General features: G+C 58.5%; 21 protein-coding genes and 2 pseudogenes. 11 read left to right on the plus strand and 12 right to left on the minus strand.

Annotation, left to right across the window (positions count from 1 at the left end; genetic code table 11):
- Window positions 1–44: 44 nt before the first annotated feature.
- From P8S53_RS19905 to P8S53_RS19920, 4 genes are all read left to right on the plus strand, one after another.
- Window positions 45–1253 (plus strand): sugar ABC transporter substrate-binding protein, encoded by a 1209-nt coding sequence (locus P8S53_RS19905; RefSeq protein ID WP_277807389.1) that lies wholly within the window; start codon window positions 45–47, stop codon window positions 1251–1253.
- Between the two features lie 84 nt (window positions 1254–1337).
- The gene (locus tag P8S53_RS19910; protein ID WP_277807280.1) at window positions 1338–2288 is read left to right on the plus strand and encodes a carbohydrate ABC transporter permease; all 951 of its coding nucleotides are present in this window, start codon (window positions 1338–1340) and stop codon (window positions 2286–2288) included.
- The gene (locus P8S53_RS19915; protein WP_277807281.1) at window positions 2278–3108 is read left to right on the plus strand and encodes a carbohydrate ABC transporter permease; all 831 of its coding nucleotides are present in this window, start codon (window positions 2278–2280) and stop codon (window positions 3106–3108) included. The genes P8S53_RS19910 and P8S53_RS19915 overlap by 11 nt, the downstream gene beginning before the upstream one ends.
- The gene (locus tag P8S53_RS19920; RefSeq protein WP_277807282.1) at window positions 3105–4175 is read left to right on the plus strand and encodes an ABC transporter ATP-binding protein; all 1071 of its coding nucleotides are present in this window, start codon (window positions 3105–3107) and stop codon (window positions 4173–4175) included. The genes P8S53_RS19915 and P8S53_RS19920 overlap by 4 nt, the downstream gene beginning before the upstream one ends.
- Before the next feature lie 150 nt (window positions 4176–4325).
- On the opposite strand, the gene P8S53_RS19925 is transcribed toward P8S53_RS19920, so the two are convergent.
- Window positions 4326–6158 (minus strand): alpha/beta hydrolase, encoded by a 1833-nt coding sequence (locus P8S53_RS19925; protein ID WP_277807283.1) that lies wholly within the window; start codon window positions 6156–6158, stop codon window positions 4326–4328.
- Window positions 6159–6182: 24 nt separating this feature from the next.
- Window positions 6183–8072, minus strand: coding sequence for an ATP-dependent zinc metalloprotease FtsH (ftsH, locus tag P8S53_RS19930; protein ID WP_277807284.1), 1890 nt, complete (start codon window positions 8070–8072; stop codon window positions 6183–6185).
- A 295-nt stretch (window positions 8073–8367) separates the two neighbouring features.
- Between ftsH and P8S53_RS19935 the strand changes: the two genes are divergently transcribed.
- Complete coding sequence (locus P8S53_RS19935) at window positions 8368–9018, plus strand: pyridoxamine 5'-phosphate oxidase family protein (protein ID WP_277807285.1); 651 nt, start codon at window positions 8368–8370, stop codon at window positions 9016–9018.
- A 229-nt stretch (window positions 9019–9247) separates the two neighbouring features.
- Here the strand turns inward: P8S53_RS19935 and P8S53_RS19940 are convergent, their stop codons facing one another.
- The 4 genes from P8S53_RS19940 to P8S53_RS19955 all read right to left on the minus strand — a co-directional run bounded on the left by P8S53_RS19940 (window position 9248) and on the right by P8S53_RS19955 (window position 11979).
- The gene (locus P8S53_RS19940; RefSeq protein ID WP_277807286.1) at window positions 9248–9706 is read right to left on the minus strand and encodes a DMT family transporter; all 459 of its coding nucleotides are present in this window, start codon (window positions 9704–9706) and stop codon (window positions 9248–9250) included.
- A 3-nt stretch (window positions 9707–9709) separates the two neighbouring features.
- Window positions 9710–10243, minus strand: a complete 534-nt coding sequence (locus tag P8S53_RS19945) for a GNAT family N-acetyltransferase (protein WP_277807287.1) — start codon at window positions 10241–10243, stop codon at window positions 9710–9712.
- Window positions 10240–10800 carry a helix-turn-helix domain-containing protein gene (locus P8S53_RS19950; protein ID WP_277807288.1) on the minus strand — a complete coding sequence of 187 codons (561 nt, stop codon included), beginning with the start codon at window positions 10798–10800 and terminating at the stop codon, window positions 10240–10242. Before P8S53_RS19950 ends, P8S53_RS19945 begins: the two co-directional genes overlap by 4 nt.
- A 78-nt stretch (window positions 10801–10878) precedes the next feature.
- Window positions 10879–11979, minus strand: a complete 1101-nt coding sequence (locus P8S53_RS19955) for an aldo/keto reductase (protein ID WP_277807289.1) — start codon at window positions 11977–11979, stop codon at window positions 10879–10881.
- 114 nt (window positions 11980–12093) lie between these two features.
- On the opposite strand from P8S53_RS19955, the gene P8S53_RS19960 reads away from it, so the two are divergent.
- Complete coding sequence (locus tag P8S53_RS19960) at window positions 12094–12981, plus strand: LysR family transcriptional regulator (RefSeq protein ID WP_277807290.1); 888 nt, start codon at window positions 12094–12096, stop codon at window positions 12979–12981.
- A 108-nt stretch (window positions 12982–13089) separates the two neighbouring features.
- On the opposite strand, the pseudogene P8S53_RS19965 reads toward P8S53_RS19960, so the two are convergent.
- Window positions 13090–13353: pseudogene (locus P8S53_RS19965) on the minus strand (aldehyde dehydrogenase family protein); the annotation flags it as partial.
- On the opposite strand from P8S53_RS19965, the pseudogene P8S53_RS21370 reads away from it, so the two are divergent.
- Window positions 13317–13478: pseudogene (locus P8S53_RS21370) on the plus strand (protease); the annotation flags it as partial. The pseudogenes P8S53_RS19965 and P8S53_RS21370 overlap by 37 nt on opposite strands.
- A 110-nt stretch (window positions 13479–13588) precedes the next feature.
- Here P8S53_RS21370 and P8S53_RS19970 read toward each other — a convergent pair.
- From P8S53_RS19970 to P8S53_RS19980, 3 genes are read right to left on the minus strand one after another with little or no spacing between them, the layout of a single operon-like run.
- Complete coding sequence (locus P8S53_RS19970) at window positions 13589–14236, minus strand: ThuA domain-containing protein (protein WP_277807291.1); 648 nt, start codon at window positions 14234–14236, stop codon at window positions 13589–13591.
- 26 nt (window positions 14237–14262) lie between these two features.
- On the minus strand, window positions 14263–15372 hold the full coding sequence (locus P8S53_RS19975; RefSeq protein ID WP_277807292.1) for a Gfo/Idh/MocA family protein: 1110 nt from the start codon (window positions 15370–15372) through the stop codon (window positions 14263–14265).
- Window positions 15362–16609 carry an ROK family transcriptional regulator gene (locus tag P8S53_RS19980; protein ID WP_277807293.1) on the minus strand — a complete coding sequence of 416 codons (1248 nt, stop codon included), beginning with the start codon at window positions 16607–16609 and terminating at the stop codon, window positions 15362–15364. Before P8S53_RS19980 ends, P8S53_RS19975 begins: the two co-directional genes overlap by 11 nt.
- 205 nt (window positions 16610–16814) lie before the next feature.
- Between P8S53_RS19980 and P8S53_RS19985 the strand changes: the two genes are divergently transcribed.
- From P8S53_RS19985 to P8S53_RS20000, 4 genes are all read left to right on the plus strand, one after another.
- The gene (locus P8S53_RS19985) at window positions 16815–18098 is read left to right on the plus strand and encodes an ABC transporter substrate-binding protein (RefSeq protein ID WP_277807294.1); all 1284 of its coding nucleotides are present in this window, start codon (window positions 16815–16817) and stop codon (window positions 18096–18098) included.
- Between the two features lie 119 nt (window positions 18099–18217).
- Entirely contained in the window at window positions 18218–19120 is a 903-nt protein-coding gene (locus P8S53_RS19990; RefSeq protein ID WP_373418560.1) for a carbohydrate ABC transporter permease, read from the plus strand.
- Entirely contained in the window at window positions 19113–19994 is an 882-nt protein-coding gene (locus tag P8S53_RS19995) for a carbohydrate ABC transporter permease (protein WP_277807295.1), read from the plus strand. The genes P8S53_RS19990 and P8S53_RS19995 overlap by 8 nt, the downstream gene beginning before the upstream one ends.
- 71 nt (window positions 19995–20065) lie before the next feature.
- Complete coding sequence (locus tag P8S53_RS20000) at window positions 20066–21133, plus strand: ABC transporter ATP-binding protein (RefSeq protein ID WP_277807296.1); 1068 nt, start codon at window positions 20066–20068, stop codon at window positions 21131–21133.
- Window positions 21134–21192: 59 nt separating this feature from the next.
- Here P8S53_RS20000 and P8S53_RS20005 read toward each other — a convergent pair whose 3' ends face one another.
- Both P8S53_RS20005 and P8S53_RS20010 read right to left on the minus strand, forming a co-directional pair.
- A complete protein-coding gene (locus P8S53_RS20005) occupies window positions 21193–22905 on the minus strand; it encodes a SulP family inorganic anion transporter (protein WP_277807297.1) in 1713 nt (570 codons plus the stop codon).
- Between the two features lie 76 nt (window positions 22906–22981).
- Complete coding sequence (locus P8S53_RS20010) at window positions 22982–23242, minus strand: helix-turn-helix domain-containing protein (protein ID WP_277807298.1); 261 nt, start codon at window positions 23240–23242, stop codon at window positions 22982–22984.
- Window positions 23243–23393: the final 151 nt, after the last annotated feature.

The following is a 23393-nucleotide window of genomic DNA, read 5'->3' on the forward strand; positions in this document are numbered from 1 at the left end:
GAGACGGACATGCCCAGACCACCCCAACCAAGGAGGAGACAGCGATGAGGAATATCAGGGCACTTCTGGCCGGGACCGCTGCGATAATCGCAAGCCCCGCATTTGCGCAAGAACCGGTCGAGCTTGACCTTTGGACAATCGACGATCCGGGCCAGTATCATTATGTCATGGCCGAAGAATACATGGCCGAAAACCCGCATGTGACGATCAACCTGCGCACAGTGCAGTTCCCCGATATGGTCAACGATCTGGCGCGCGCCATCTCGACCGGCAGTGCGCCCGACATCACCTATATCGACAACCCGGAAATTGCGTTGTTTGCATCGCGCGGGTTGCTGCTGGACATGACCCCCCATATCGAAGCGTCCGACATCGTCAATACCGACGATATATTCCCCGGCCCACTGGCATCCGTGACCTATGAGGGGGGGATCTATGGCATCCCGCGCGGCGCCAACACAATCGCGCTTTATTACAACGCCGACATGTTCACGGATGCGGGCCTTGACCCTGACGCGCCGCCACGGACATGGGATGAATTGTATGAAGCGGCCACGGTGCTGACCAATCCCGCCCGGAATATCTATGGGCTTGCGTTTTCGGCGGTCGGATCAGAAGAAGGCACGTTTCAGTTTTTGCCTTGGGTCCAGATGGCGGGCGGCGATTATGACAATCTGACGACCGACGGGGCCGAGCGCGCGCTGACCTTATGGAAAACCTTTATTGATGAACGCCTTGCATCGCCCGATACGCTTATCCGTGGTCAATGGGACAGCACCGGCACGTTCAACTCCGGCAATGCCGCGATGTCGATTTCCGGTCCGTGGGAAATACCCCGCATGAGCGAGGAGGCAGATTTCGACTGGCGCGTGGCACTGTTGCCGGTGCCGCACGAAGGGGCGGAGCGCGCGTCTGCCCTGGGCGAGGGCGACAACGTGATCCTTGCAAATTCGGACCAGCCAGAGGCCGCATTCGCGTTCCTTGAATTTCTGTATGACAATATGGACCGGGTGTGGAACGAGTTTGGCTACCTGCCCGCAAGTTCCGTGGAAGTGACCGACCCCATTTTCCCCGAAGCCTATGCCGTGTTCGAGGAGTCCATGCAATATGCGCGCAACCGTGGCCCTTCGCCGGACTGGCCGCAGATCAGTCAGGCGATCCAGACCGCAATTCAGTCTGCCCTGACCGGACAGGCAACGCCCGCCGAGGCGCTGGCTGACGCACAAGAAACGATCTCGGATGTAGTCAACTGATACTCCGGCATCGCCCGGCCGCTGCGCGCCCACTCCCTGCGGGCGGCGGCCGGTTCCTTCCCCAGCGCGCAGGACCATGACCGCATGACTGTTCCCCTTTCCACCACAGACTCGATCCCGACAGTTGGCACAATAAGGGCCAGCGGCCCGTCCTTTCGGGATGGCCGCGGGCTGGACCGTGTGCTTGTCTGGCTGACATTGGGTTTTCTTGTCGCCTTTTCGGCGCTTCCGCTGGTCTATAATGTCGTGATGTCGTTCCAGTCGGTCGATCTGTTTACGATTGCGTCCTTTGACCGGCCCTTTGTGGGGCTGGACAATTACAAGACTGTGCTAAGCCAGCGTGCGACAGGCACGATTGTGCGCAACACGGCTGTGTTTGTCGGGCTGTCGGTTGCGTTGCAGCTGACCATCGGTTTTGGTCTTGCGCTTTATTTCCAGCAGCGCTTTCCGGGTTCAACATGGTTGCGGGGCCTTTTTCTGGCAGGCTGGATCATGCCGGGCCTTGTTGTCGGCGGCGTCTGGAGCTGGATCCTTGCAGGCGATTTCGGGGTGATGAACTGGGCGCTGCAAGCGACGGGCATCACATCTGATAAAATATTCTGGCTGTCAGACCCGTCTATCGCGCTTTATTCGGTGATCATCGCCAATGTCTGGGTTGGTGTGCCGTTCAACATGATCCTGCTGTCGGTCGGGCTTGCCGCCATTCCCGACGATGTCTATGAAGCCGCCGAGATGGATGGCGCGGGCCGTATCTGGCGGTTCCTGACCATCACCCTGCCATTGATGCGCGCGCAGCTTGGTGCGGTTATATCGCTGGGTATCATCTTTACACTGCAACAATTCGATCTGTTCGCGGCCCTTACACAAGGTGGCCCGTCCAACGGATCGAACGTGATGCAATACTGGTCGTGGGAATTGTCATTTCAGCATTATCGCATCGGGCAGGGGTCGGCAGTGTCGGTTCTGATGATCCTTGTGGTGATCTGTGTGGCCGCGATCTATGTCCGCTCAACGAGGCACGAACATGCTGCGTGATGAAAGACTGACCCAGTTCGCTTTGTTGTTTGTCGCCCTTGCGATGGTCGCAACCTATATGTTTCCGGTTTACTGGATGTATGTCACCGCCCTGAAGACGGGCACGGAAATCACGGCATGGCCACCCAGTTTCTGGCCCGCGAACCCGGATTTTGCGGCGGTCGAGGTGTGGCAGCGCATGCGCATGGGCACCTATCTGAAGAATTCCGCGATCATTGCTGTGGGCGTTACCGCCATCGTTGTGGTGCTGGGCACCGGCTGCGGCTATGCGCTGGCAAGGGTGCGGTCGCGCTGGATGGATGTTGCGCTGTTTTCCATCCTGATGATGCAGGTTCTGCCGTCATCGCTGATGATTACGCCGATCTTTGTGTCGTTCAGCCAGATTGGCCTGCTGGATTACCCCCGCACCAGCGTGATCCTTGCACAAGCGGCAAAAGTGCTGCCCTTCTATGTTGTGCTGACGCGCGCCACCTTCGCACAAGTGCCCCGAGAGTTGGAGGAATCGGCACTGGTCGAAGGCAACAGCCGGATCGGCGCGTTCTTTTCGATCAATGTGCCGCTGGCGCGCAATGGCATTCTGGTTGCCGCGCTTCTGATCTTTTTGCAAAGCCTTGGCGAATATGTCTATTCGCGCAGTCTGATCCAGTCGCGCGCCTTGCAGCCTGCCACTGTCGGCCTGCAAAGTTTCATGGGCCCCAACACGTCTGACTGGCAGGGCGTGATGACCTATGCGGCCATCTATGTCACGCCGATCATTCTTTTCTTTGTCTTTCTGCAACGCCAGATCGTCAGCGGGCTGACTTCGGGAGCGCTAAAATGAACATGCAAATCGAAATCGACGGGGTCGACAAGCATTACGGGGCCTATCACGCGCTGAAACACATTGATCTGCGCATCCCGCAGGGGCAGTTCGTGGCGTTGGTCGGGCCTTCGGGGTGCGGCAAGTCAACCCTGCTGCGCACCATCGCAGGGCTGGAAACCATAACATCCGGCGGGATCCGCATTGCGGGCAAGGATGTGTCGTCTGCACCGCCCCGCGCCCGCGATCTGGCCATGGTGTTCCAGTCCTATGCGCTTTACCCACACAAGACCGTGGCGGGGAACATGATGTATTCCATGCGGATCAGGGGTGTCAGCCGCGCGAAAGCCCGCGCCCGCGCAGAAGAGATTGCCAAAATCACCGGACTTGAGGCGCTGATGGACCGCTATCCGCGCGAATTGTCCGGCGGCCAGCGCCAGCGCGTTGCCATGGGTCGCGCCATCATGCGCGAACCGCAGGCGTTTTTGTTTGACGAGCCGTTGTCGAACCTTGATGCCGCCCTGCGCGTTCACATGCGCGCCGAAATCCGCAAGCTGCACGACCGTATCGGTGCAACTTCGGTCTATGTCACCCATGACCAGATCGAAGCCATGACCATGGCCGATCATGTTGTGGTGCTGCGCGCGGGTGTCATTGAACAACAGGGTGCGCCGCTGGATCTGTATGACCGCCCCGTGAACCGGTTCGTGGCCGGTTTCATCGGATCGCCCGCGATGAATTTTGTGCCGGGCCGGATTGACAGCGATGGCGCGCATGTAATCCTTGATCTTCCCGACAATCCGCGTCTGGCCATCGCAGGGCGCCGACCGGCCCAAGAGGCGGTGACGGTCGGGCTTCGTCCTGAACATCTGATCCCCGGTGACGGACCAAACGCCCTGACACTGCCGGTCCAGAGTGTGGAGCGCACGGGTTCTGCCAGCTATGTCCGCACCGATACCCAACCACATCTGATGATTGCTGCCGCTGATCGTCTGGCCGGGGTTGACGCAGGCATGCTGACGGTCACGATTGATCCGGCACTGGTTCATCTGTTCTCGCCCGAAGACGAAACCGCGCTTGCGCTATGACCCCGTTCCAGCAGTCCGCTCAGCTCGCAATATGATCATGTCCAGCGCAAGCCCGCTCTCAACCTGACTGAAAATCTGCGGCAGAACCGTATGATGCCGCAAAAACCTACAAGAACCGCAACGCTTTATCGACCTGTTCAGCTTGTCCCGTCATGGCTGGAACACATATCGGCCGGGGGCCGCGATCTGTGGGACATAGCCCTTGTCTGGGTCGCCCATGGTGGGGGCGGGCACCACTTCGCCGCCTTTGGCTGTCAGCCACGCCGCCCATTCCGGCCACCACGACCCCGGCTGTGGCGAATGTTGGTCCAGCCAGGCATCGGGGCCAAGATACAGCGCCCCTTTGGGCCGGTGCGAAATGCGGTAATGTCGGCCCTTGTGGCCAGGCTCGCTCAGGATGCCGCCATTATGGCCGCCCTTGGTCAGCACGAAACTAAGGTCGCAATCCGTAAACAACTGCGTTTTATAGACTGATCGCCACGGCGCGATATGGTCGGTTTCCGTGCCCACCACAAATAGGGGCACGGCAATATCCTTCAGCGCGATCACGCGCCCTTCGACCGCGAAACGCCCTGCAGTCAGGCGGTTTTCCAGAAACAGGGACCGCAGATATTCCGAATGCATCCGCGCGGGCATGCGCGTTGTGTCGGCATTCCAGACCCCGATATCGCTTGGCAGATCGTCGCGGCCCAGAAAATAGCGCTGGACATTGCGGGTATAGATCAGATCTTCGGCGCGGATCGCGGCAAAGGCGCGCGCCATCTGCGGGCGGTCAAGATAGCCCTGTTCCCACATCAGATCTTCCAAAAAGGCAATCTGGCTTTCGTCAAGGAACATCAGCAATTCACCGGCTTCCACGAAATCCACCTGGGCTGCCATCAGCGTCACGGACCCCAGCCGCGCGTCGCTGTCGCGCGCCATGGTCGCGGCCGTGATCGCCAGTATCGTGCCGCCAAGGCAGTAGCCTACCGCATGAACCGGGGTGTCCGGCACAATGGCGCAGACTGCATCCAGCGCGGCCATGACGCCGCGTTTGCGGTAATCTTCCAGCGACAGTTCTGCCTGTTTGGCGGTCGGGTTGCACCATGAGATCATGAAAACAGTGAAGCCCTGCGCAACCAGATATCGCACCATCGAATTATGCGGCGACAGATCAAGGATGTAATATTTCATGATCCATGCAGGCACGATCAGGATCGGTTTTGCCTGCACCTGCTTGGTTTGCGGGGCATACTGGATCAGTTCGAACAGATCATTGCGAAACACCACCTGACCCGGTGTGCAGGCCAGATCCTTGCCAATCTCAAAACCCTTCGGGGCAGGGTCGCGCTGCCGCGTCAGTGTTTTGGTCATGTCACGCGCGAAATGCGCCATCCCGTCGCTTAGGTTGCGCCCGCCGGACTTGCGGGTGGCTTCAAGGATTTCGGGGTTCAGGGCCGGGAAATTGGACGGCGCCGCCAGATCAAGCATCTGGCGGGCCAGAAAGCGTGTGCGCTCGGCATCTTCAGGGCGCAGGCCGCGCATCGGTTCGGTGGCGTGGTCCCACCAGTCCTGCACCGCCAGAAACCCCTGCTGCCACATCTGGAACGGCTGTTTCTGCCAGTCCGGATGGTTGAAACGGTGGTCATAAGCCTTGGGTTCAAAAGGCGGCTCGGCGTTGGGGCTGGTCATCATCCCCATCAGCTTCATCGCGTTTTGCTGCGCATGTTCCACCAGTTCCAGCTGGCGGCCGGGCGAACGGGCCATGTGCTGCGCCCAGTCACTCCAGGCTTCGGTGAAGGCATGGGTGGACACGCCCCCGCCAAGCCGCGCCATAACACCGCGTGCGGCACGGTCGAAATACTGGTGTGTCTGCGCGGGCGGTTGCGCAGAGGGCCGCGCGGGCGCAACCGCCCTTGGTGGCGTGATGGCCGGAATCTGGGCTGTGCCGGGCGGGTCCAGTTGCGTTTTGGGTTTTCCGGGGCGTTTTGGGGGGCGGGTCATGGAATTTGATATCCTGTTATTGGATTATTTGCGGTGTTTCGCGAACGGCGTGATCCTGGCGTCAGGGTCAAGACAGGCGCGGATAGCGTCAAGATCAAGGGTTTCTTCAGCCTCAAGGCGGGCGACAAGTTGCTTGATCTGGTCGCGGTGCTCCTCGATCAGCAGAATGGCCGCTGTCTCGGCTGTATTCAGCAGCGCCATCACCGCCTGATCAACCCGCGTCGCGGTTTGATCAGAGAAACTTCTGGGCTGGGCGATTTGCTGGCCCAGAAACGGGTGATCTTCGCTGTCGCGCAGATCGACCGGCCCCAGATCAGGGTCCATCCCCCAGCGCGCCACCATTGATCGCGCCAGCGCTGTGGCGCGGCGTATATCATCATCCGCGCCGGAACTGACCGAACCCAGCAACAGCTTTTCTGCCGCCCGTCCGGCCAGCAGCGTGACCAGTTGCGCGCGCAAATACCCCTCGGGCAGGGTATGGCGGTCATGGGCGGGCAGCATATGCGTGCTGCCAAGGCTGCGCCCGCGCGGAATGATCGTCACCTTGTAGATCGGATCACCGCCCGCGTTATAAAACGCCGCTGCGGTATGTCCGGCTTCATGGACCGCAAGCCTGTGCCGCTCATCAGGCTGGATGGCCAATGTGCGCACGGTGCCCATCATCACCTTGTCGCGGGCCTCGTCCAGATCGTCGGGGGTGATGTCGGCAGCATGGCGGCGCGCGGCAGTGATCGCGGCCTCGTTCAGCAGGTTCTTCAGATCCGCCCCTGAAAAGCCCGGCGTTCCAGCGGCGACCTGATCCAGATTGACATCATGGCGCAGCGGCAGATCCTTGATATGCACATCCAGAATCGCGCGGCGTGCGTCCTTGTCGGGCAGCGAAAGGGTCACATGGCGGTCAAACCGACCGGGGCGCAGCAATGCAGGGTCCAGCACATCGGGACGGTTGGTGGCAGCCAGCACCACGACCGCTTCGCGCGCGCTGAAGCCGTCAAGTTCGGCCAGTATCTGGTTCAGCGTCTGTTCGCGTTCGTCATGACCCCCGCCCAGACCGGTGCCGCGCGTGCGCCCGATACTGTCCAGCTCGTCAATGAAAATAATGGCAGGGGCCTGTTTGCGCGCAGCTTCAAACATCTTGCGCACCCGCCCCGCGCCAACACCCACAAACATTTCCACGAATTCAGACCCGGAGGTGGAAAAGAACGGCACATCAGCCTCGCCTGCCAATGCGCGCGCCAGAAGCGTCTTGCCGGTGCCGGGCGGTCCCATCAGCAGCACGCCATGCGGCACAGTTGCACCAACTTTCTGGAAACGGTCGGGATCGCGCAGGAATTCAACCAGTTCCGACACTTCGCGCTTGGCCTCGTCCTGCCCTGCAACATCGCCAAAGGTCACCTTGCGGGTGGGTTTGGTCGGTTTCGCGGACCGCCCGCTTAGGAAATCCCCCATCCCGCCGGGCACGCCCCCGCCAAAACCACCGCCCATGCCCCCCATCATGCGACGGCTAAGCCAGAAATAGAACCCGATGATCAAAATCCACGGCAGAAACCAAATCAGCGTTGACGGGGCACGCGGGGCTTCGGCGGTGACGGTGACACCCATATCTTCCAGCAGGGGCAATAGCGCCGGATCGGGCTGCTGCGGGGTGACCGCGCGCAGCCGTGTCGCCCCGTCGGCCGCGCGATCATGCAGCACTGCGACAATGGCCGTTTCTTCAAGCGTTGCTTCGCGCACATCCCCATTCCGGATCAGGGTTTTGACGTCGCTGTAGGAAACAGTTCTGGTTTCCCCTGTTTCGCCGGGTTGTTGGGTCAACAGGATCGTCAGCGCAACAAGCCCGAACACAAACGGCCACAATATGCGTGGCAATCCCTTTGGGTCAGGCTGTTCTGGTGGGGTTTGCCGCGTGCTCACGATGCCTCCTTATTGCCTTTGTCTGCCATTTTGACATGTGCCAAACCAGATAAAGTGCGAAAGAACTTGCGACAAAGCGTAGCGGGTCCGCGATGCAATGTCCTTGCGATGCATCAAGTCGGTCCAATTCATTGAACGCATGAGATTGCGCGTCTTCTTGTAGCGCGGTGCAACCTTTGTCCTGCGTATGATCCGTGTATACCGGCGGGCTTATTTTTGCGGGTTGCAAGTTGACGATAACGAGAAGTACTTTCACACTTGGGACTGTCGCTGAAATAGCGCGAAAGGCGAAGCAATGGACGAATTTAACATCAAACCAGAGCATGTGGTGACTGACGAGCAATCCCTGCGCGCCCTGTTTCCACCGGTGCACACATTGGCAAAGCTGAAAAGCCTTGATGTGCTGGACGACCACGCGCAGGCCTTTATCCGGCGTGCACCTTTCATATGTATCGGCACGCAAGGCAGCGACGGCAAAGCCGATGTCAGCCCGCGCGGTGATCCGGCAGGTTTTGTGGCGATACTGGACAAACGCACGCTGGCAATCCCGGACAGGCCCGGCAACAACCGTCTGGACACGTTGTCCAACATCATTGTGAACCCCAATATCGGGCTACTGTTCATCATTCCGGGCTTCGACGACACGCTGCGGGTGAACGGGCAGGCCAGTCTGGTCACGGACCCCGACCTGCTGGACCGCTTAAGCATACATGACCGCGCGCCACGTCTGGCAATCGTTATCCGCGTGACCGAAGTTTTCCTGCATTGTGCCAAAGCGTTCCGGCGGTCGCGTCTTTGGGACCCGGCGCATTTTCAGGACCGCGCGGAAATGCCGTCGCTGATGAAAATCCTTCTTGATCAGACAACCGGAGCGCCGGACGACGACGCCGCGATGCGCAAAATGGATGATGATCTGGAGAAAAGTTACAATACATCAATGTACTGACCGGAATCGCGCCACACCGCAGAATGAGGCCCTTCTGACACGCCACGCGTGCGACGGATATCGTAGGTGGTGATCGCGTGGAAACGAAAATCCGGCAGGAAGGACGACAGGAACACGTCTACGCAGTCGGCCACAGACTGACATGTTCAGGGATCACATCCGCTTTTTCCCGGGTGACTGCGCGAGGGGCCTGACGTGTTCGCCGGCGTGCAGCCAAGTCCCACCGGCTTCATGCTTTCGCAACGATCCCGACACCCAGAATGACGAACGCCAGACCCATCGCTTTCACAAAGGAAAATGGTCGCTCTGCCAGCCCCAAAACGCCGAAATGATCATAGAGAGCGGCACCGGCCAGATTGCCGGTCACGACAATGACAACAAAAAGCGTGACGCCAAGCGCAGGTATGCCCTGCATGGAAATGACAACATGGATCGCGCCGAACATGCCCCCCAGCCAGACCCAGGGTGGCAACCCGCTTAAGGTTGTGACGGTCAGGTTGCGAAAACTGCCGGTGGCCAGGGCCATGAACCCGGTCACGCAAGCTGCCGTCGCAAAGGCAAGGAAAACCGCAAGCAGATAGTCCCGACCCAGCCCTTCCGACAATCGCGCATAGATTGGCCCTTGGGCGGCGACGAGCATTCCGCCCATAAACGCCAGAATGCCAAAAATCACGAGCGCGGCGGGCATGGCTCAAAGATACCGGTACATGTAGGTCGTCGCGTGCCGCGCCTTGCCATCGGGGTCAAAGGCAAAGTCCGGGATCACGCCTGCTTCTTCAAAGCCCAGACCCCGATAGAGCATTTCAGAAACATCGCCCGTGCGCGTATCAAGCGTGATAAGCGTTTTGCCAGCCCGTTTTGCGACTGTCAGTGCCTCTGACATAAGGGCTGTCCCCAAACCACGACGTCGGCCATGCGGATGGACCACCATTTTCGAAATTTCTGCGCGATGCTGCTGGTTGGGCGGCATGCCAACAACCAGCTGGACTGTTCCGACCAGTCGCGTATCGACGAAGGCACCGAACAGATGCCTGCTTCCGTCGTCCAATGCAGTCCTTACATCGTTCAACCAGAAGCGCTCTGCGTCATGCGTGCTGACCGGCGCCATGAAACTGATGGCGGCGCCATCCGCGACACTGTCAATCAGAACACGACACAGATCATCCAGATGTTGCACCATCCCGGCGGCGGTAAGTTCGGTGATGTGGTGGGGAACGTATGTCATGAAAGCGCAATCACATATCTGCATGAAGCATCAGAGGTTTTGAAGATGGACTCTCCGAACAGGATATATCTGAGGCAATCTCCCGATTGCAGGTCGTATGCAGTGCCTTCGACCGTAATTTCCATCTGTCCCGAAAGAACATAGAGATGCTGCTCCTGGCCAGGTATCGCGGGCGCTTCGTACCTGATCCGCTGATCAGGGCCTAACGTGCCTTCGATCAGTTCAAGGGAAAGCGGGCCATTGGGGGGTGACACGCTTCGGCGCAGGAACTTGTGTTCCGGGTCATGCCAGATGGCTTGATCCTTACGTCGCAGAACGGGTTGGAACGTCTGTTCAAGCGGTGTCAGAAGCTGAGAGATCGGCAGGGCATAGACTGCTGCAAGCCGCCCCAACGTCTCGGCAGTCGGGCTTACTTCCGCGTTTTCTATCCGTGAAAGTGTCGCCCTGCTCAGCCCGCTTTGCTGCGCGAGAACCGCCAATGTCATGTTATGCCCCTCGCGCAAGTGACGCAGATGGCTGGCCAGTTTTGAGCTGTCGGTTTGATATGTGATTCCCATATTTGGGATAATATTCCTGAAACGGAACTTATGTCAACATCTCAAGACCTGCCGGTCAGCACGGGCAGGAACCACTGATCAGCCCAGACGCCAGGGTGTCACCGATTGCCCGCCGAAAAGAACCTCGCGCGGCAGTTGGAAAATAAAGTAGGGATTCAACAGCGGGACCGCGCTGACAGCGTTCAGCCGGTTCAACTGGTCCTCGTTAAGGCGTATCTTCAGCGCGGTGAAATTGTCAGTCACCTGCTGTGGCCTGCTGGCACCAAGAAGCAACGACCCCATGCCCGGCCGCGACAACACCCAAGCCAGCGCAACCTGCGCCATGGGGATATCCAGTTCGCCTGCAATGTCGCGCACCGTATCGACAATCCTGAAGTTCTGCTCATGGAACAACATGCCGCCATAGGGGTTATCCCCGCTCAACCGGTCGCGACTGCCGCCCTCTTCGCGCATTGCGCGGTCGGGCACCGCAGACGCGCGGTCGGCCTGATCCAGCATCTCGCGGCCATATTTGCCGGTCAGAAAACCACCGGCAAGCGGGCTCCAGGGCATGATGCCAAGACCGAATTCCTGCGCCATGGGCAACAGATCAAGCTCTATACCGCGTTCTACCAAGGACCATGCGTTCTGCAACCCAATCGGTCCCGGCAGCCCATGCGCGGCGGCCAATGTCGCCACCTTGGCCACATACCATGCTGGCGTGTTCGAAAAACCGTAATACAGGATCTGGCCCCGCGCCACAGCGTCGGCCAGCGTGCGCAACACCTCCTCTGCCGGGGTCGTCCTGTCCCAGACATGGACCCAATAAAGGTCGATCCGGTCCGTTCCCAACCGCCGCAGTGACCCTTCGATCCCCTGCCGGATGTTGAAGGCACTGTTGCCACCATGCATGGGATGACCTTGCGAACGCGCAAAGCCGGACTTGGTTGAAACCACAAGCTGGTCGCGCATTCCGCTGTCGGCCACGAACTGCCCCAGCATCCGCTCGCTCTCGCCGCCGCTATAGACATCGGCGGTGTCGAGCAGGTTGCCCCCCGCCGCGACATAGGTATCAAAAATCGCGCGGGCCTCGGTTTCGTCGCTTCCCCACCGGCCTGCGCCAAAAGTCATCGTGCCAAGCGCAAGCGGGCTGACGATCAGGCCAGAGCGCCCGAATGTCCGATAGTCTGTCATCTGCATGTAACTTCTCCAAGTGTTGCACCACATCGGTGGCCTTGCTCCCAGAAGGTAGGGGCGAATGCTAACAAGGATTAGCGGTTCCTTTTTGCATGAAGCTGTGAGAATAATTCAGTAATGGCACGACAATCACTCAATGACCTCGCCGCTTTTGCTGCCGTCGCGCGCAACCGCAGCTTCACTGCCGCAGCAGCAGAACTGGGTGTGTCGCCATCAGCGCTGAGTCACGCCATGCGCGGCCTTGAAGACCGTCTTGGCGTGCGGCTGCTGGCGCGCTCCACCCGGTCGGTTGCCCCGACCGAGGCAGGGGCTGCGCTGCTGGAACATCTCGGCCCCGCGCTTTCGCAGATCGAGGATGGTCTGACCGCCCTTTCGGAATGGCGTGACGATCCCGCCGGTGTCGTCCGCCTGACGACCTTTCACTGGATCGCCTCGACGTTGCTGGCAGAACGACTGCCTGCGTTTCTGGCCCGGCATCCCGACATCACAGTCGAGGTCAATGTCGATGATGGTCTGCGTGATATCGTCGCTTCAGGCTTCGATGCAGGCATCCGGCTTGGCGAAAGCGTCGAGAAGGATATGATCGCCGTGAAAATTGGCCCGCCGCTGCGAACACTGGTCGTGGCAACACCGGCGTATTGGCAGGCACATCGCAAACCCCTTCACCCGCGCGATTTGCGCCAGCACAGGTGTATCGGCTACCGCAACCTGTCAAGCGGCGCGCTGATGCCGTGGGATTTCACGAAAGATGGGCAGGACATCCGCCAGCAAGTGACTGGTCCGCTGGTCTGCAACTCCTCTGAACTGGCGCTGGCCGTCGTCCGGTCCGGCCGGGGCATCGGCTGGCACATGGAGCAGGATGTGCGCGAAGACCTTGACGCTGGACGGCTTGAACAGGTGCTTGATGACTGGTCCCCACCCTATCCGGGCGCATTTCTTTATCACCCCAGCCGACGGCAAACCCCTGCACCGCTGCGCGCACTGATTGATTTTATGAAGCAGTGATTGCAGCCTGGTTCGCATCGCAGTTCGGTGCCGGGTGCGGTTAAGTCCAACAGATCCACCACCTTCGCGGCCAAGACCGCTTTGTTTGGTCCCGCCAAAAGGTGCCGCAGGTCGGACATCAATCCACGGTTCATGGCTATCATACCGCTTTCCCACACGCAGGGCGCGGGAAAGATCACCAGAGTATACATATGTTGCCAGGCCATATGCTGTAGCATTTACCAAGGTCATCACCTGCCCTTCTGTCCCAAAACGATAGACGGGTGCTACTGGCCCGAAAATTTCCTCATGCGCCAGCGCGGTATTGAAAGGTACGTTTTCAAGTGTAGTGGGTGGATAGAAGTAGCCATTTCCATGAGTCCCAGAAGCCAATTTTTACCATCTGTCACGGGGTCCAAATCCTCGTTACCGTCGATGGGAACATGGTTTCCGCGAAGGGCCGGACCGGGCTCGCGGCATTCTTGCGTGAATGCCTGAAGGTGCTGGCAGGAAAAATCCGGAATGGCGCCACGCCAATCTTACGCCCGCAAAGGCTGGCTGCGGTCGCCCTGCGCCACCGGGGCGACGAAATGCCAGCAAAGGATGTCCAGGCAATCACTTACTTTGGTCAAGGCGCGCGTGCGGCCCATATCAGACCGCGCCTGAGAATCGTCTTCATCTGCGGCACTTCAAATTCGCTTGCGACATGCCCGAGCGAGGAAAAGAACACCCGTCCTGCACCATAGCGGCGCTTCCAGACCACGGGCATCACTGTTCCGTCAATCCAGTCCGCATGCTCGCCAGTAAAGGTGGTGGTCGCAAGAACCTCGTTTGATGGGTCGATATGCATGTAATACTGTTCTGACCTGTAAGGAAAGCTGTCGATACCTGCCATCACGGCATCATCGGGGCGAATGACATCGACCCGGTAGTCGATGATGTCGCCGGGATGGGCAACCCATTGGCCGCCGCACATGAACTGGTATTCCGGCACTTCGCGGAACGCGTCGCACATTCCGCCGTGAAATCCCCCCAGTCCGACGCCACTTTTGATGGCGGCGGTAAGCATGTTCACCTCTTCCTTTTCAATTTTGGACATGCTGGCGATGGGGACGATCAGACTCATCTCCTTGATGCCTTCATCCGCAAAGGCTTCGGTTGTGTCGTGAACATGGACCTTGAAGCCATCCTCCTCAAGCATGTCGCGAACGATGCTTGCGCAGGCTTCCGGTTCGTGGCCGTTCCAGCCGCCCCAGACGATCAGTGCTTCGCGCATAGTGTTTCTCCCCCTTGTCTCAGATCTCAAGCCGCCAACACATCGTTGACGATACTGTTCCCAAGCGGCTCTGGCCGCTCTGGCTGTGTCGTGATGTCAATCCGGCTGCGGGTTATGGCGGCCTGCTCTACAGCCTCCATAACCTCAAGCGCATGAAGCGCCAGCGCACCGCTTGCCCTGTGCGCCCGGTCCGAGCGTATGGCCTGCGCCATGTCCGCCAAACCGAGCGAGCGGAAATTACCGTCCCAATATGGCATCGCTATCGGCACATCAGCCCAGTCGCCGTTTTTTGCAAGCGCCTCTATCCGGCCGCCGAAATGGTTGGGGTCGGGGACCAGAAGCGTTCCTTCGGTGCCGTAAATTTCGATCGGGCTATGGCGGTGGCCCGCCACATCGAAACTCATGACGATCTGGACAATCGCACCGGATGAAAACGCCAGCGTGCCTGAAACATGGGTGAACACCTCGACCTCTATCATCTCGCCGCTGCGTGGTGCGCTGGTGATGGGCCGTGACTTCCGCAACTTAGACGCCATGCCGGTGACAGAGGCAACAGGGCCCAGCAGGTTGACAAGCTGGGTTATGTAATACGGCCCCATGTCCAGCATCGGCCCACCGCCTGATTTGTAATAAAAATCAGGATTGGGGTGCCAACGTTCGTGCCCCGGACACATGAAAGAGGCCGTGCCCCCGACCACCTGTCCCAGGGTGCCGGTGTCGACGAAATTGCGGCAGGTCTGGTGGGCGCCGCCCATGAATGTGTCGGGCGCGCAGCCGACCCGCAGCCCCAGCCGGTGGGCTTCGTCAACCAGTTTCCTGCCTGCTGCAAAGGTCACGGCCAGCGGTTTTTCCGAATAGACGTGTTTTCCGGCAGCAAGTGCCGCCATGCCAACCTCGACATGTGCTTGCGGGATGGTAAGATTCAGGATTACTTCAATACTGTCGTCGGCAAGAAGATCAGCGACTGAGTGTGCAGGAATGCCGAAAGCTCCTCCCTGTGCGACCGCCGTGTCGTGGTCACGGTCGGCCACGGCGCGAATATCAAGGATTGGAAATTCCGGCGCGGCCTTCAGATAGGTGCCCGAAATATTTCCACATCCGATGATCCCTACTGCGACTGGTTTTTCAACCGACATGCTTCACTCCCTCCTGATCGCTTCTGCTATTGGATTGTTTGGGGCGCATGGTTCCCCACGGGGACCCGTAAAGTTCGCGCAGCGCCAAAGCGGCGGCACCACGCGCCCAAAGGCCATCATCGGCGTGATGAATGTCCACGTTACCAAGATCAGCAAGCGCAGGCGGAACCGCAGCCTTCATTGCACGGCGCAGCGGTTCAAGCAGATGCTCGCCCAGACCAAGGACTGATCCCACCAGCAGTATCCGCGGGGGCGCCAGAAGCGTGATGATATTGGCCAGCGCGGTTCCAAGCGATTCTCCTGCGCGCCCCGCGTTTTCGATCAGAACCAGATCACCTGTCTGGATGCGCGGGATTATCGTATCAGGCGTTCCGCTAAGGAAGTTATCGCGCGCGAAATCCGTTCTGGCATGGCCCGCAATGATGGCGCTTTGTTCAGCCAGTTCGGACAGGCGGATCAGCACCGGTGCGTCCGGCGCGCTGATCACCAGATCCCCCAGATTGGGTGACAAACCGGTTGCGCCCCTGAAAAGCTGCCCCTTGTTCATGATCGACAGACCGATGGAATGTTCAAGCGAGACAAGGACAAAGTCATCAAGATCGCGCGCCTTGCCAAACCAGCGTTCCCCTTGCGCAATGGCATCCGCATCGCTTTCCAGAAATGTCAGAATACCCAGACGATCTTGCAATGCCGCAGCCAGTGGCGCGTTGGACTGGCCAAGCAACGGACTTTCCCGGACAGAGCCGGTTGCGTGTTCGATGACGCCCGGCATGGCAATCGACAGGCTGTCAATCTCATCCAGGGTCCGGCCCGCGTCAATCAGACAGGACCGGACGCCATCGGCAATCAGATAGGCCAGCACATCCACAGGTTCGCGCGTCAAGCGCACCGGCAGGCTGAATTCTGACAACACATCCCCCTGAAAGTCGGTCAGAACAAAATGCATCCGGTAAGGGGACACCTTGACCCCGATGACGCAGGCCGCATCGGCCTTCAGTTGCAGCATGACTCTGGGCCGTCCGCGACCGCCCGTGCCACTGTTGCGCAGATCACCGACGCTTACAGGTTCAATAAATCCGCTTTCTATCAACGATCCGGTGATGGCCGAAATGGTCGTGGGCGACAGTTCGGTCCTTTCGGATATAGCAACGCGGGCCAACGGGCCATGCCGCCTGATCGTATCAAGAACATGGAAGCGGTTGATAGCACGCATTAATTCTGGATCGGCGGTCTTCATCAGCAGGTACTGTCCATTTTATTCCTGATACAAAATTACTCTGCTATTCCTGACCCACCGCGCCCTTGGAAGCAAGCGAAAATGGCCATTTTTCCTGCCAAATGGCAAAAAGCTTGACAGAACGGCAAACAGGTGCCCTATTTAATACACAATAAAAAAAATATCCTCCGAAAGCGGAGGCGCAACTGATTCAGGGAGGATCAAGATGAAATTCCATAGACCTGCTATTTTGGGTGTCACTCTCGCGACGGGGGGGCTTTTGTGTGCGACAACTGCCTTGGCGCAAACCGAAGTGCGCTGGATGCATATCGAGCAGAACCCTGCTTTCGTCTCGGTATGGGAAGAAATCGCCGCCACCTATAATGCGGAAAACCCCGACGTGAATGTGACCATGTCGTTTCTGGAGAATGAGGCATTCAAGGCACGACTGCCAACGTTGCTGCAATCAAATGCTGCGCCACATATCTTTTACAGCTGGGGGGGCGGTGTTCTTAGGGCGCAAGCCGAAAACGGCGCATTGATGAACCTGACCGAGGCAATGGCCGAAGATCGTGGCGGGCAGCCCTGGGGCGACAACTACAACCCGGCGGCGCTGAACGGGCTGAGTTTTGATGGCGAAGTCTGGGCTGTGCCCTTGCGCATGGGAACCGTCAGCTTCTTTTACAACAAGGAAATGTTTGCAGAAGCCGGGGTGAATTCGGAAGATCTGACAGACTGGTCATCGTTCCTTGACGCGATTGAAACGCTAAAGGATGCGGGGTTCACGCCGATTGGTGTCGGCGGCGGTGAACGCTGGCCGGTTCATTTCTACTGGAGTTATCTTGCAATGCGGATCGGTGGCCAGGAGGTGGTCGATAACGCAAAAACCGGTGCGGGCGAAGGGTTTGGCCACGAAGCCTTCATTCGCGCGGGTGAAGAACTGGCGCGACTTGGTGAACTTTCGCCATTCCAGCCCGGATATCTGGGCGCGACCTGGCCGCAAACGCTTGGAACTTTTGGTGATGGGAATGTCGCGATGATCCTGTCGTTCGAAAACACCGACGGCACACAGCGCAACAACGCGGCTGACGGGGTTGGCCTTGATTCAGACAATATCGGACGGTTTCCATTCCCGATGGTCGAAGGGGGCAACAGCCAGATCACCGACACGCTGGGCGGGCTGAACGGCTGGGCTGTAACTGCGAATGCCCCACCAGAGACGCTGGATTTCCTCGCCTATCTTACAAACGCGGATAATCAGCGCAAGATGGCTGCGGCACAGATGCTGATACCCGTCGCGGTTGGCGCTGAAGACGCAATCGAGGGCCTTCATCTGCGCGGTGCGGCTGAACAGCTTGCGGCATCGACATGGCATCAGAACTACTTTGATCAGGATTTTGGTCCTTCGCTTGGCCGGGTCATTAACGATATTTCGGTGGAGTTGGTCACAGGCAACATGTCCCCCGAAGAGGCTGTCTTGATGCTGGAGAACGAGTTCTCTTTGCAGTGATGTGACGCCCCGCACAATAAGGTCCGTTGCCGACCCGTGTCGGCGGCGGCCCATGATCAAGAGGAGTATGGCCTGTGGGTTTTGCAAAGGACGGACTACTGGCAAAAGCCGGCGAGGCAATTCGCGAGAATGCACGGCCAATCCGTCGCGAAAAGGTCATTGGCCCCAGCCGGCTTCCGGTCCTGTTGCTGTTCATCCCCCCCGCACTGCTTCTTTTCACGATCTTCGTCATGCTACCGATGGGCGAAGCGGCCTGGTACAGTTTGTACAACTGGTCAGGCTATGGGCGACCAACCCAGTTTGTTGGACTGCGCAATTTCGAGGTGCTTTTCCAAAACAGGGCTTTTCACAAGGCGTTGACCAATACCGGACTGATCATGGTTGTGTCGATCGTGATTCAGGTGCCTCTGGCGCTTTGGCTTGCGATGCTGCTGGCGGAACGGTTTCCGGGTGTCGTTGCCTTCCGGTTGATATTTTTCCTGCCTTATGTGCTGGCTGATGTTGCAGCCGGTCTGATATGGCGTTTCGTCTATGATGGTGATTACGGGCTTTTTGCCGCGATCTTTGGCTTCTTCGGGCTTGAGCCGCCCTATGTGCTCGCCGACAGGGATCTTGCGATATATGCGGTGCTGGCGGTCGTGGTGTGGAAATATTTTGGGTTTCACATGATGCTGTTCATTGCCGGTCTGCAATCAATAGACCGCAACCTGCTGGAAGCCGCCGATATTGATGGCGCCAGCCGCTGGCAAAGGTTCCGCTATGTGACGCTTCCCTTGCTTGCGCCGACACTGCGCCTTTCTGTTTTCTTTGCGGTCATCGGGTCACTTCAGCTGTTTGATGTGGTGATGCCCTTGACCGGTGGTGGGCCGCTGAACAGCACCGAAACACTTGTTACGTTCCTGTACAGCTATGGTGTCATGCGAACCCAGATCGGGTTTGGCAGCGCCGCTGGTGTGGTCCTGTTCCTGCTTTGTGTTGTTCTGGCATTCACCTATAAACGGGCACTTATGCGCAATGACTGATGTGACCTCTACGATACGGCCTGCGGTTGGGCGGAACACCCGGAAACCCGGCGTCCGTTTTGTGCGGCTTCTCTATGTTTACGCGGTGTTGTTTATCGTGGCCAGCATTGTGCTGATCCCGCTTCTGACAACGGCGCTGGGTGGCTTCAAGACACTTGGGGATTTGCGGACAAATCCGTTCGGCATTCCCGATATCTGGCAATGGCAGAACTACGGTGACATCCTGTTTTCCAGACGCTACTGGCGGATGCTGTGGAATTCGGTGTTCATTTCGACCTTCACGGTTTTCCTGACGCTGGCCGTGGCGGGTATGGCGGCGTTCACTCTGGCCCATATCCGTTTTTTCGGGTCTGGCTATCTGTTCAACTACTTCTTGCTTGGGCTGATGTTTCCGGTCGCCACGGCAATTCTGCCGCTTTTCATCCGCATCCGTGATCTGGGGCTTCTGGACAGTCACTGGGGGGTTATCCTGCCACAGGTCGCGTTTGGCCTTGGGATGAGCATACTTCTGATGCGCAACTTCTTTCGCAACGTCCCTCAGGAGTTGTTTGATGCCGCTTTCGTGGATGGTTGCAGCTACATCCGCTTTTTCTGGGCCGTAACGCTGCCTTTGTCACGGCCAATCATCGCCACGGTTGGTATTGTCGCTTTTGTGCAAAGCTGGAACAATTACATCATTCCGCTGATTTTGCTGACCTCGGAAGAAAACTATCCCTGGCCGCTCGGCATTATGTCTTACCGGGGCGAGTATGGCACAGACTGGCAACTGATCCTGGCCTTCATCACCCTGACGATCCTGCCGACAATCATCGTATTTTTCGCGGCACAAAAGCATATTATCGCAGGCCTGACGGCTGGTGCGGTCAAGGGTTGATTACCTGAACGGCTGCTACAGGGCAGCTGCCCTGTCAAACGGCACGACTACCCCACACGAAAGGCGCCACAATGGCAAAAGTCTCGATAAGCAATGTCTACAAATTCTATGGGGCAATAGAGGTTCTCCATGGGGTCTCGATAGAAATCGAGGATGGAGAATTCGTCGTTCTTGTCGGCCCCTCCGGCTGCGGCAAGTCGACATTGCTGCGGATGATCGCCGGCCTAGAGGCAATTTCAGACGGGACAATTTCCGTGGATGGGCTTGTGATCAATGATGTTGCGCCGAAAGAGCGTGATATCGCGATGGTGTTTCAGAACTATGCGCTTTATCCGCATATGACTGTCAGGGAAAACATGGGCTTTTCGCTAAAGCTGCGGGGCAGTTCAAAATCTGAAATCAACGCAGCGGTCGAAAAAGCCGCGGCCATTCTTGGGCTTGGGCCGCTTCTTGAACGGATTCCCCGCGATCTTTCGGGGGGGCAGCGCCAGCGCGTCGCCATGGGCCGGGCGATTGTGCGCGACCCCAAAGTCTTCCTGTTCGATGAGCCGCTGTCAAACCTTGATGCAAAGCTGCGGGTGCAGATGCGCACCGAAGTCAAGGACCTGCACCAGCGCCTGAAATCAACCACCGTGTATGTCACCCACGACCAGATCGAGGCGATGACAATGGCCGACAAGATTGTTGTGATGCATGACGGCATTGTAGAACAGGTCGGAACGCCCCTGGAATTGTATGACAAGCCGAAAAATATGTTTGTTGCGGGGTTTCTTGGCTCTCCCGCTATGAATTTTATACAGGGGACATACCGATCAGGCGAAAGGCCGATGCTTGATGTTGGCGAAGGCCAGCTTGTGCCGATCATGCCGCAGGCAAATGTCGCCGACGGTGTCAAAATCGCATTGGGCATCCGTCCCGAAGATGTCGTCATTGATCACGATGATGGGCTTCCGGTCCGTGTTGGTGTAATTGAACCCACAGGTGCGGAAACCTATCTTTTCGCACGCCACCATGAAACAGAAATTGTGTGCGTCCTGCGCGAACGGGTGGACCTGAAACCCGGCGACAATATTAAACTTTCCCTCGCCAGTCCCGCCGCGCATCTGTTCGATTTAGCGACGACCCTGCGCCTTGAATAGGGCCTGCCGCGCAAAAGTGGGAACCGGTTTGCGTGTCCGTGACATGCGTTATCAATAGGTTACTGTGTGGCACTGCCGATGTGTTTGCGCACTTTTGCAAGGGCCGCGTCCACCGTGGCAGCATAATGGACCAGCGGGCGCTTCAGGCCATGTGTTATGAATGCCCGCCGGATATCCCGGCTGCCCCCGGTCAGCCACAGTGACACGCCCCGCTTATGCGCCTTGTGCGCCAACCCCTCGATCATGTTCGCACCTGTCGAGTCAAGAAACGGCACCGCCGAGAAGTCGATGATCAGGGCTTTGTGCGTGTCCTGAATGCGATCCAGCACTGACCCGATGGACGCTGCGGCCCCAAAAAACAGCGCACCGTTGATGCGGTAGATGACGACATCGGGGTTTGCGGTCCGCGCGTCGTCATAAGCTGCGCGCGGGCGCGCGGTGTCCGCCTCGTCGCCCCGAACGAAAGCGGTGTTGGTGGCAACCTCGGTGGTGCGGCTCATGCGGTGGATGAACAGAACTGAACCAAGCGCGAAACCAACAACGATGGCTTCGGTCAAATCGCGAAAGATGGTCAGGAAGAACGTGGCACCAAGCACCGTCGCCTCGCCCCAGCCGGAGCGCAGCAGAATGGCGATGGCAGGTTTCTCGATCATGTTCCAGGCAACGACAGCAAGCACCCCCGCAAGCGCGGCCAGCGGGATATAGGCGGCAAGCGGCGCTGCAATAAGCATGAACATAAGAAGAAAGACAGCATGCAGCATGCCCGCGACAGGTCCGTGCGCGCCCGCCCGCACGTTGGTTGCCGTCCGCGCGATGGTGCCTGTCACGCAAAACCCGCCAAATAGTGACGATCCGATATTGGCCACGCCCTGCGCGACCAGTTCGCAGTTCGACCGGTGCCTGCGCCCTGTCATGCCGTCAGCCACGACCGCCGACAGCAGCGATTCAATCGCGCCAAGCAGCGTGAAGGAAATCGCGGCCGGAAGCACTGCCACAATCTTGTCGATGGAAAAACCGGGCAGCAGTGGCGCCGGAAGTGATGACGGGATTCCGCCGAATTTTGTGCCGATGGTTTCGACAGGCAGGGCCACAAAGGTAGTGGCCGCCGCCAATGCAACCGCGATAAGCATGCCCGGCCAGTGCGGACGCCAGCGGCGCAGGCCAATGATAATCCCGACCGTGGCGGCTGAAAGGGCGATGGCGGCGGGTGTGACGCTTTCGCGGGCCAACCACAGGGCCGGAATCTTTTCCAGAAGTTCGCCCGGCTCATGCTCCAGCGTAAGCCCGAAGAGTTCCTTGACCTGACTGGCAAAAATGATGACCGCAATTCCGGCCGTGAAACCGACGGTCACCGGAAAGGGAATGAACTTGATGAACGTGCCAAGGCGCAGGAACCCGATCACAGCCAGCATCAGGCCCGACAGAAAGGTTGCAAGGATCAACCCGTCGATCCCGTGCAGCGCAACCGTGCTGGCGACCAGCACGATGAAGGCCCCCGCAGGCCCGCCGATCTGGAAACGCGAGCCACCAAGCATCGAGACAAGGAAGCCGCCGACGATGGCAGTGTATAGCCCCTGTGCGGGGCTGGCGCCGGACGCAATGGCAATGGCCATCGACAGCGGCAGCGCCACGATTGCAACAGTCAGCCCCGCCACGGCATCGGCGCGCAGCTGCGCAACGCCATAACCCTCGCGCAGAACAGTCACAATTTTCGGTGTATAAAGCTCGGCGAAGCTGGGAGCATCGCCTTGAATGATCGTCTGGTCTTTCATCTGTGGCCGCACCTGTGAAAAGGACGCGGCGGGATCGTCGGCTTGCAGTCGGCGGTCGCCGTCGCGGGTTGGATTGCTAATGGTCTACCGAAGGCCCCTTCAGTCTTACGCCGCGCCCACCTGTCGTGCTGACAGTGCTTTCGCCGATAAGTTCGACGCCCGCGCGTTCAAGTGCTGCGATCACCTTTGTCAGGCTTTCAACGACACCACGCACATTGCCGCGGCTGGCCTCCATCCGCTGGATCGTCGGAACGGAAAGCCCCGCAAGTTCGGCCAGTGTTTTCTGGTCGATGCCAACAAGGGCACGCGCCGCGCGCATCTGGGGGCCAGTGATCATGAAAGATATCCAGAAAGGTATTACACACCGTTAACGCATGCATATTGATATGTAAAACATTATTGTTGTTTCCACTGTGATGGTTGGCATCCAGACACCACGGCGTGCAGTCACCCAACCTTTGTGGCGGGCACAAGGGCGAAAAGGGGGG

The organism is Roseinatronobacter sp. S2 (genome assembly GCF_029581395.1).
Taxonomy (GTDB): domain Bacteria; phylum Pseudomonadota; class Alphaproteobacteria; order Rhodobacterales; family Rhodobacteraceae; genus Roseinatronobacter.

Coding starts and splice junctions, on each gene's coding strand:
- P8S53_RS19950 (WP_277807288.1), bottom strand. CDS start 10,800: ATGGGAATCACATATCAAACCGACAGCTCAAAACTGGCCAGCCATCTG.
- P8S53_RS19975 (WP_277807292.1), bottom strand. CDS start 15,372: ATGTCGGTTGAAAAACCAGTCGCAGTAGGGATCATCGGATGTGGAAAT.
- P8S53_RS19925 (WP_277807283.1), bottom strand. CDS start 6,158: ATGACCCGCCCCCCAAAACGCCCCGGAAAACCCAAAACGCAACTGGAC.
- P8S53_RS19905 (WP_277807389.1), top strand. CDS start 45: ATGAGGAATATCAGGGCACTTCTGGCCGGGACCGCTGCGATAATCGCA.
- P8S53_RS19980 (WP_277807293.1), bottom strand. CDS start 16,609: ATGAAGACCGCCGATCCAGAATTAATGCGTGCTATCAACCGCTTCCAT.
- P8S53_RS19985 (WP_277807294.1), top strand. CDS start 16,815: ATGAAATTCCATAGACCTGCTATTTTGGGTGTCACTCTCGCGACGGGG.
- P8S53_RS19920 (WP_277807282.1), top strand. CDS start 3,105: ATGAACATGCAAATCGAAATCGACGGGGTCGACAAGCATTACGGGGCC.
- P8S53_RS20000 (WP_277807296.1), top strand. CDS start 20,066: ATGGCAAAAGTCTCGATAAGCAATGTCTACAAATTCTATGGGGCAATA.
- P8S53_RS20010 (WP_277807298.1), bottom strand. CDS start 23,242: ATGATCACTGGCCCCCAGATGCGCGCGGCGCGTGCCCTTGTTGGCATC.
- P8S53_RS19940 (WP_277807286.1), bottom strand. CDS start 9,706: ATGCCCGCCGCGCTCGTGATTTTTGGCATTCTGGCGTTTATGGGCGGA.
- P8S53_RS19910 (WP_277807280.1), top strand. CDS start 1,338: ATGACTGTTCCCCTTTCCACCACAGACTCGATCCCGACAGTTGGCACA.
- P8S53_RS19995 (WP_277807295.1), top strand. CDS start 19,113: ATGACTGATGTGACCTCTACGATACGGCCTGCGGTTGGGCGGAACACC.
- P8S53_RS19960 (WP_277807290.1), top strand. CDS start 12,094: ATGGCACGACAATCACTCAATGACCTCGCCGCTTTTGCTGCCGTCGCG.
- P8S53_RS19970 (WP_277807291.1), bottom strand. CDS start 14,236: ATGCGCGAAGCACTGATCGTCTGGGGCGGCTGGAACGGCCACGAACCG.
- P8S53_RS20005 (WP_277807297.1), bottom strand. CDS start 22,905: ATGAAAGACCAGACGATCATTCAAGGCGATGCTCCCAGCTTCGCCGAG.
- P8S53_RS19915 (WP_277807281.1), top strand. CDS start 2,278: ATGCTGCGTGATGAAAGACTGACCCAGTTCGCTTTGTTGTTTGTCGCC.
- P8S53_RS19955 (WP_277807289.1), bottom strand. CDS start 11,979: ATGCAGATGACAGACTATCGGACATTCGGGCGCTCTGGCCTGATCGTC.
- P8S53_RS19945 (WP_277807287.1), bottom strand. CDS start 10,243: ATGACATACGTTCCCCACCACATCACCGAACTTACCGCCGCCGGGATG.
- P8S53_RS19935 (WP_277807285.1), top strand. CDS start 8,368: ATGGACGAATTTAACATCAAACCAGAGCATGTGGTGACTGACGAGCAA.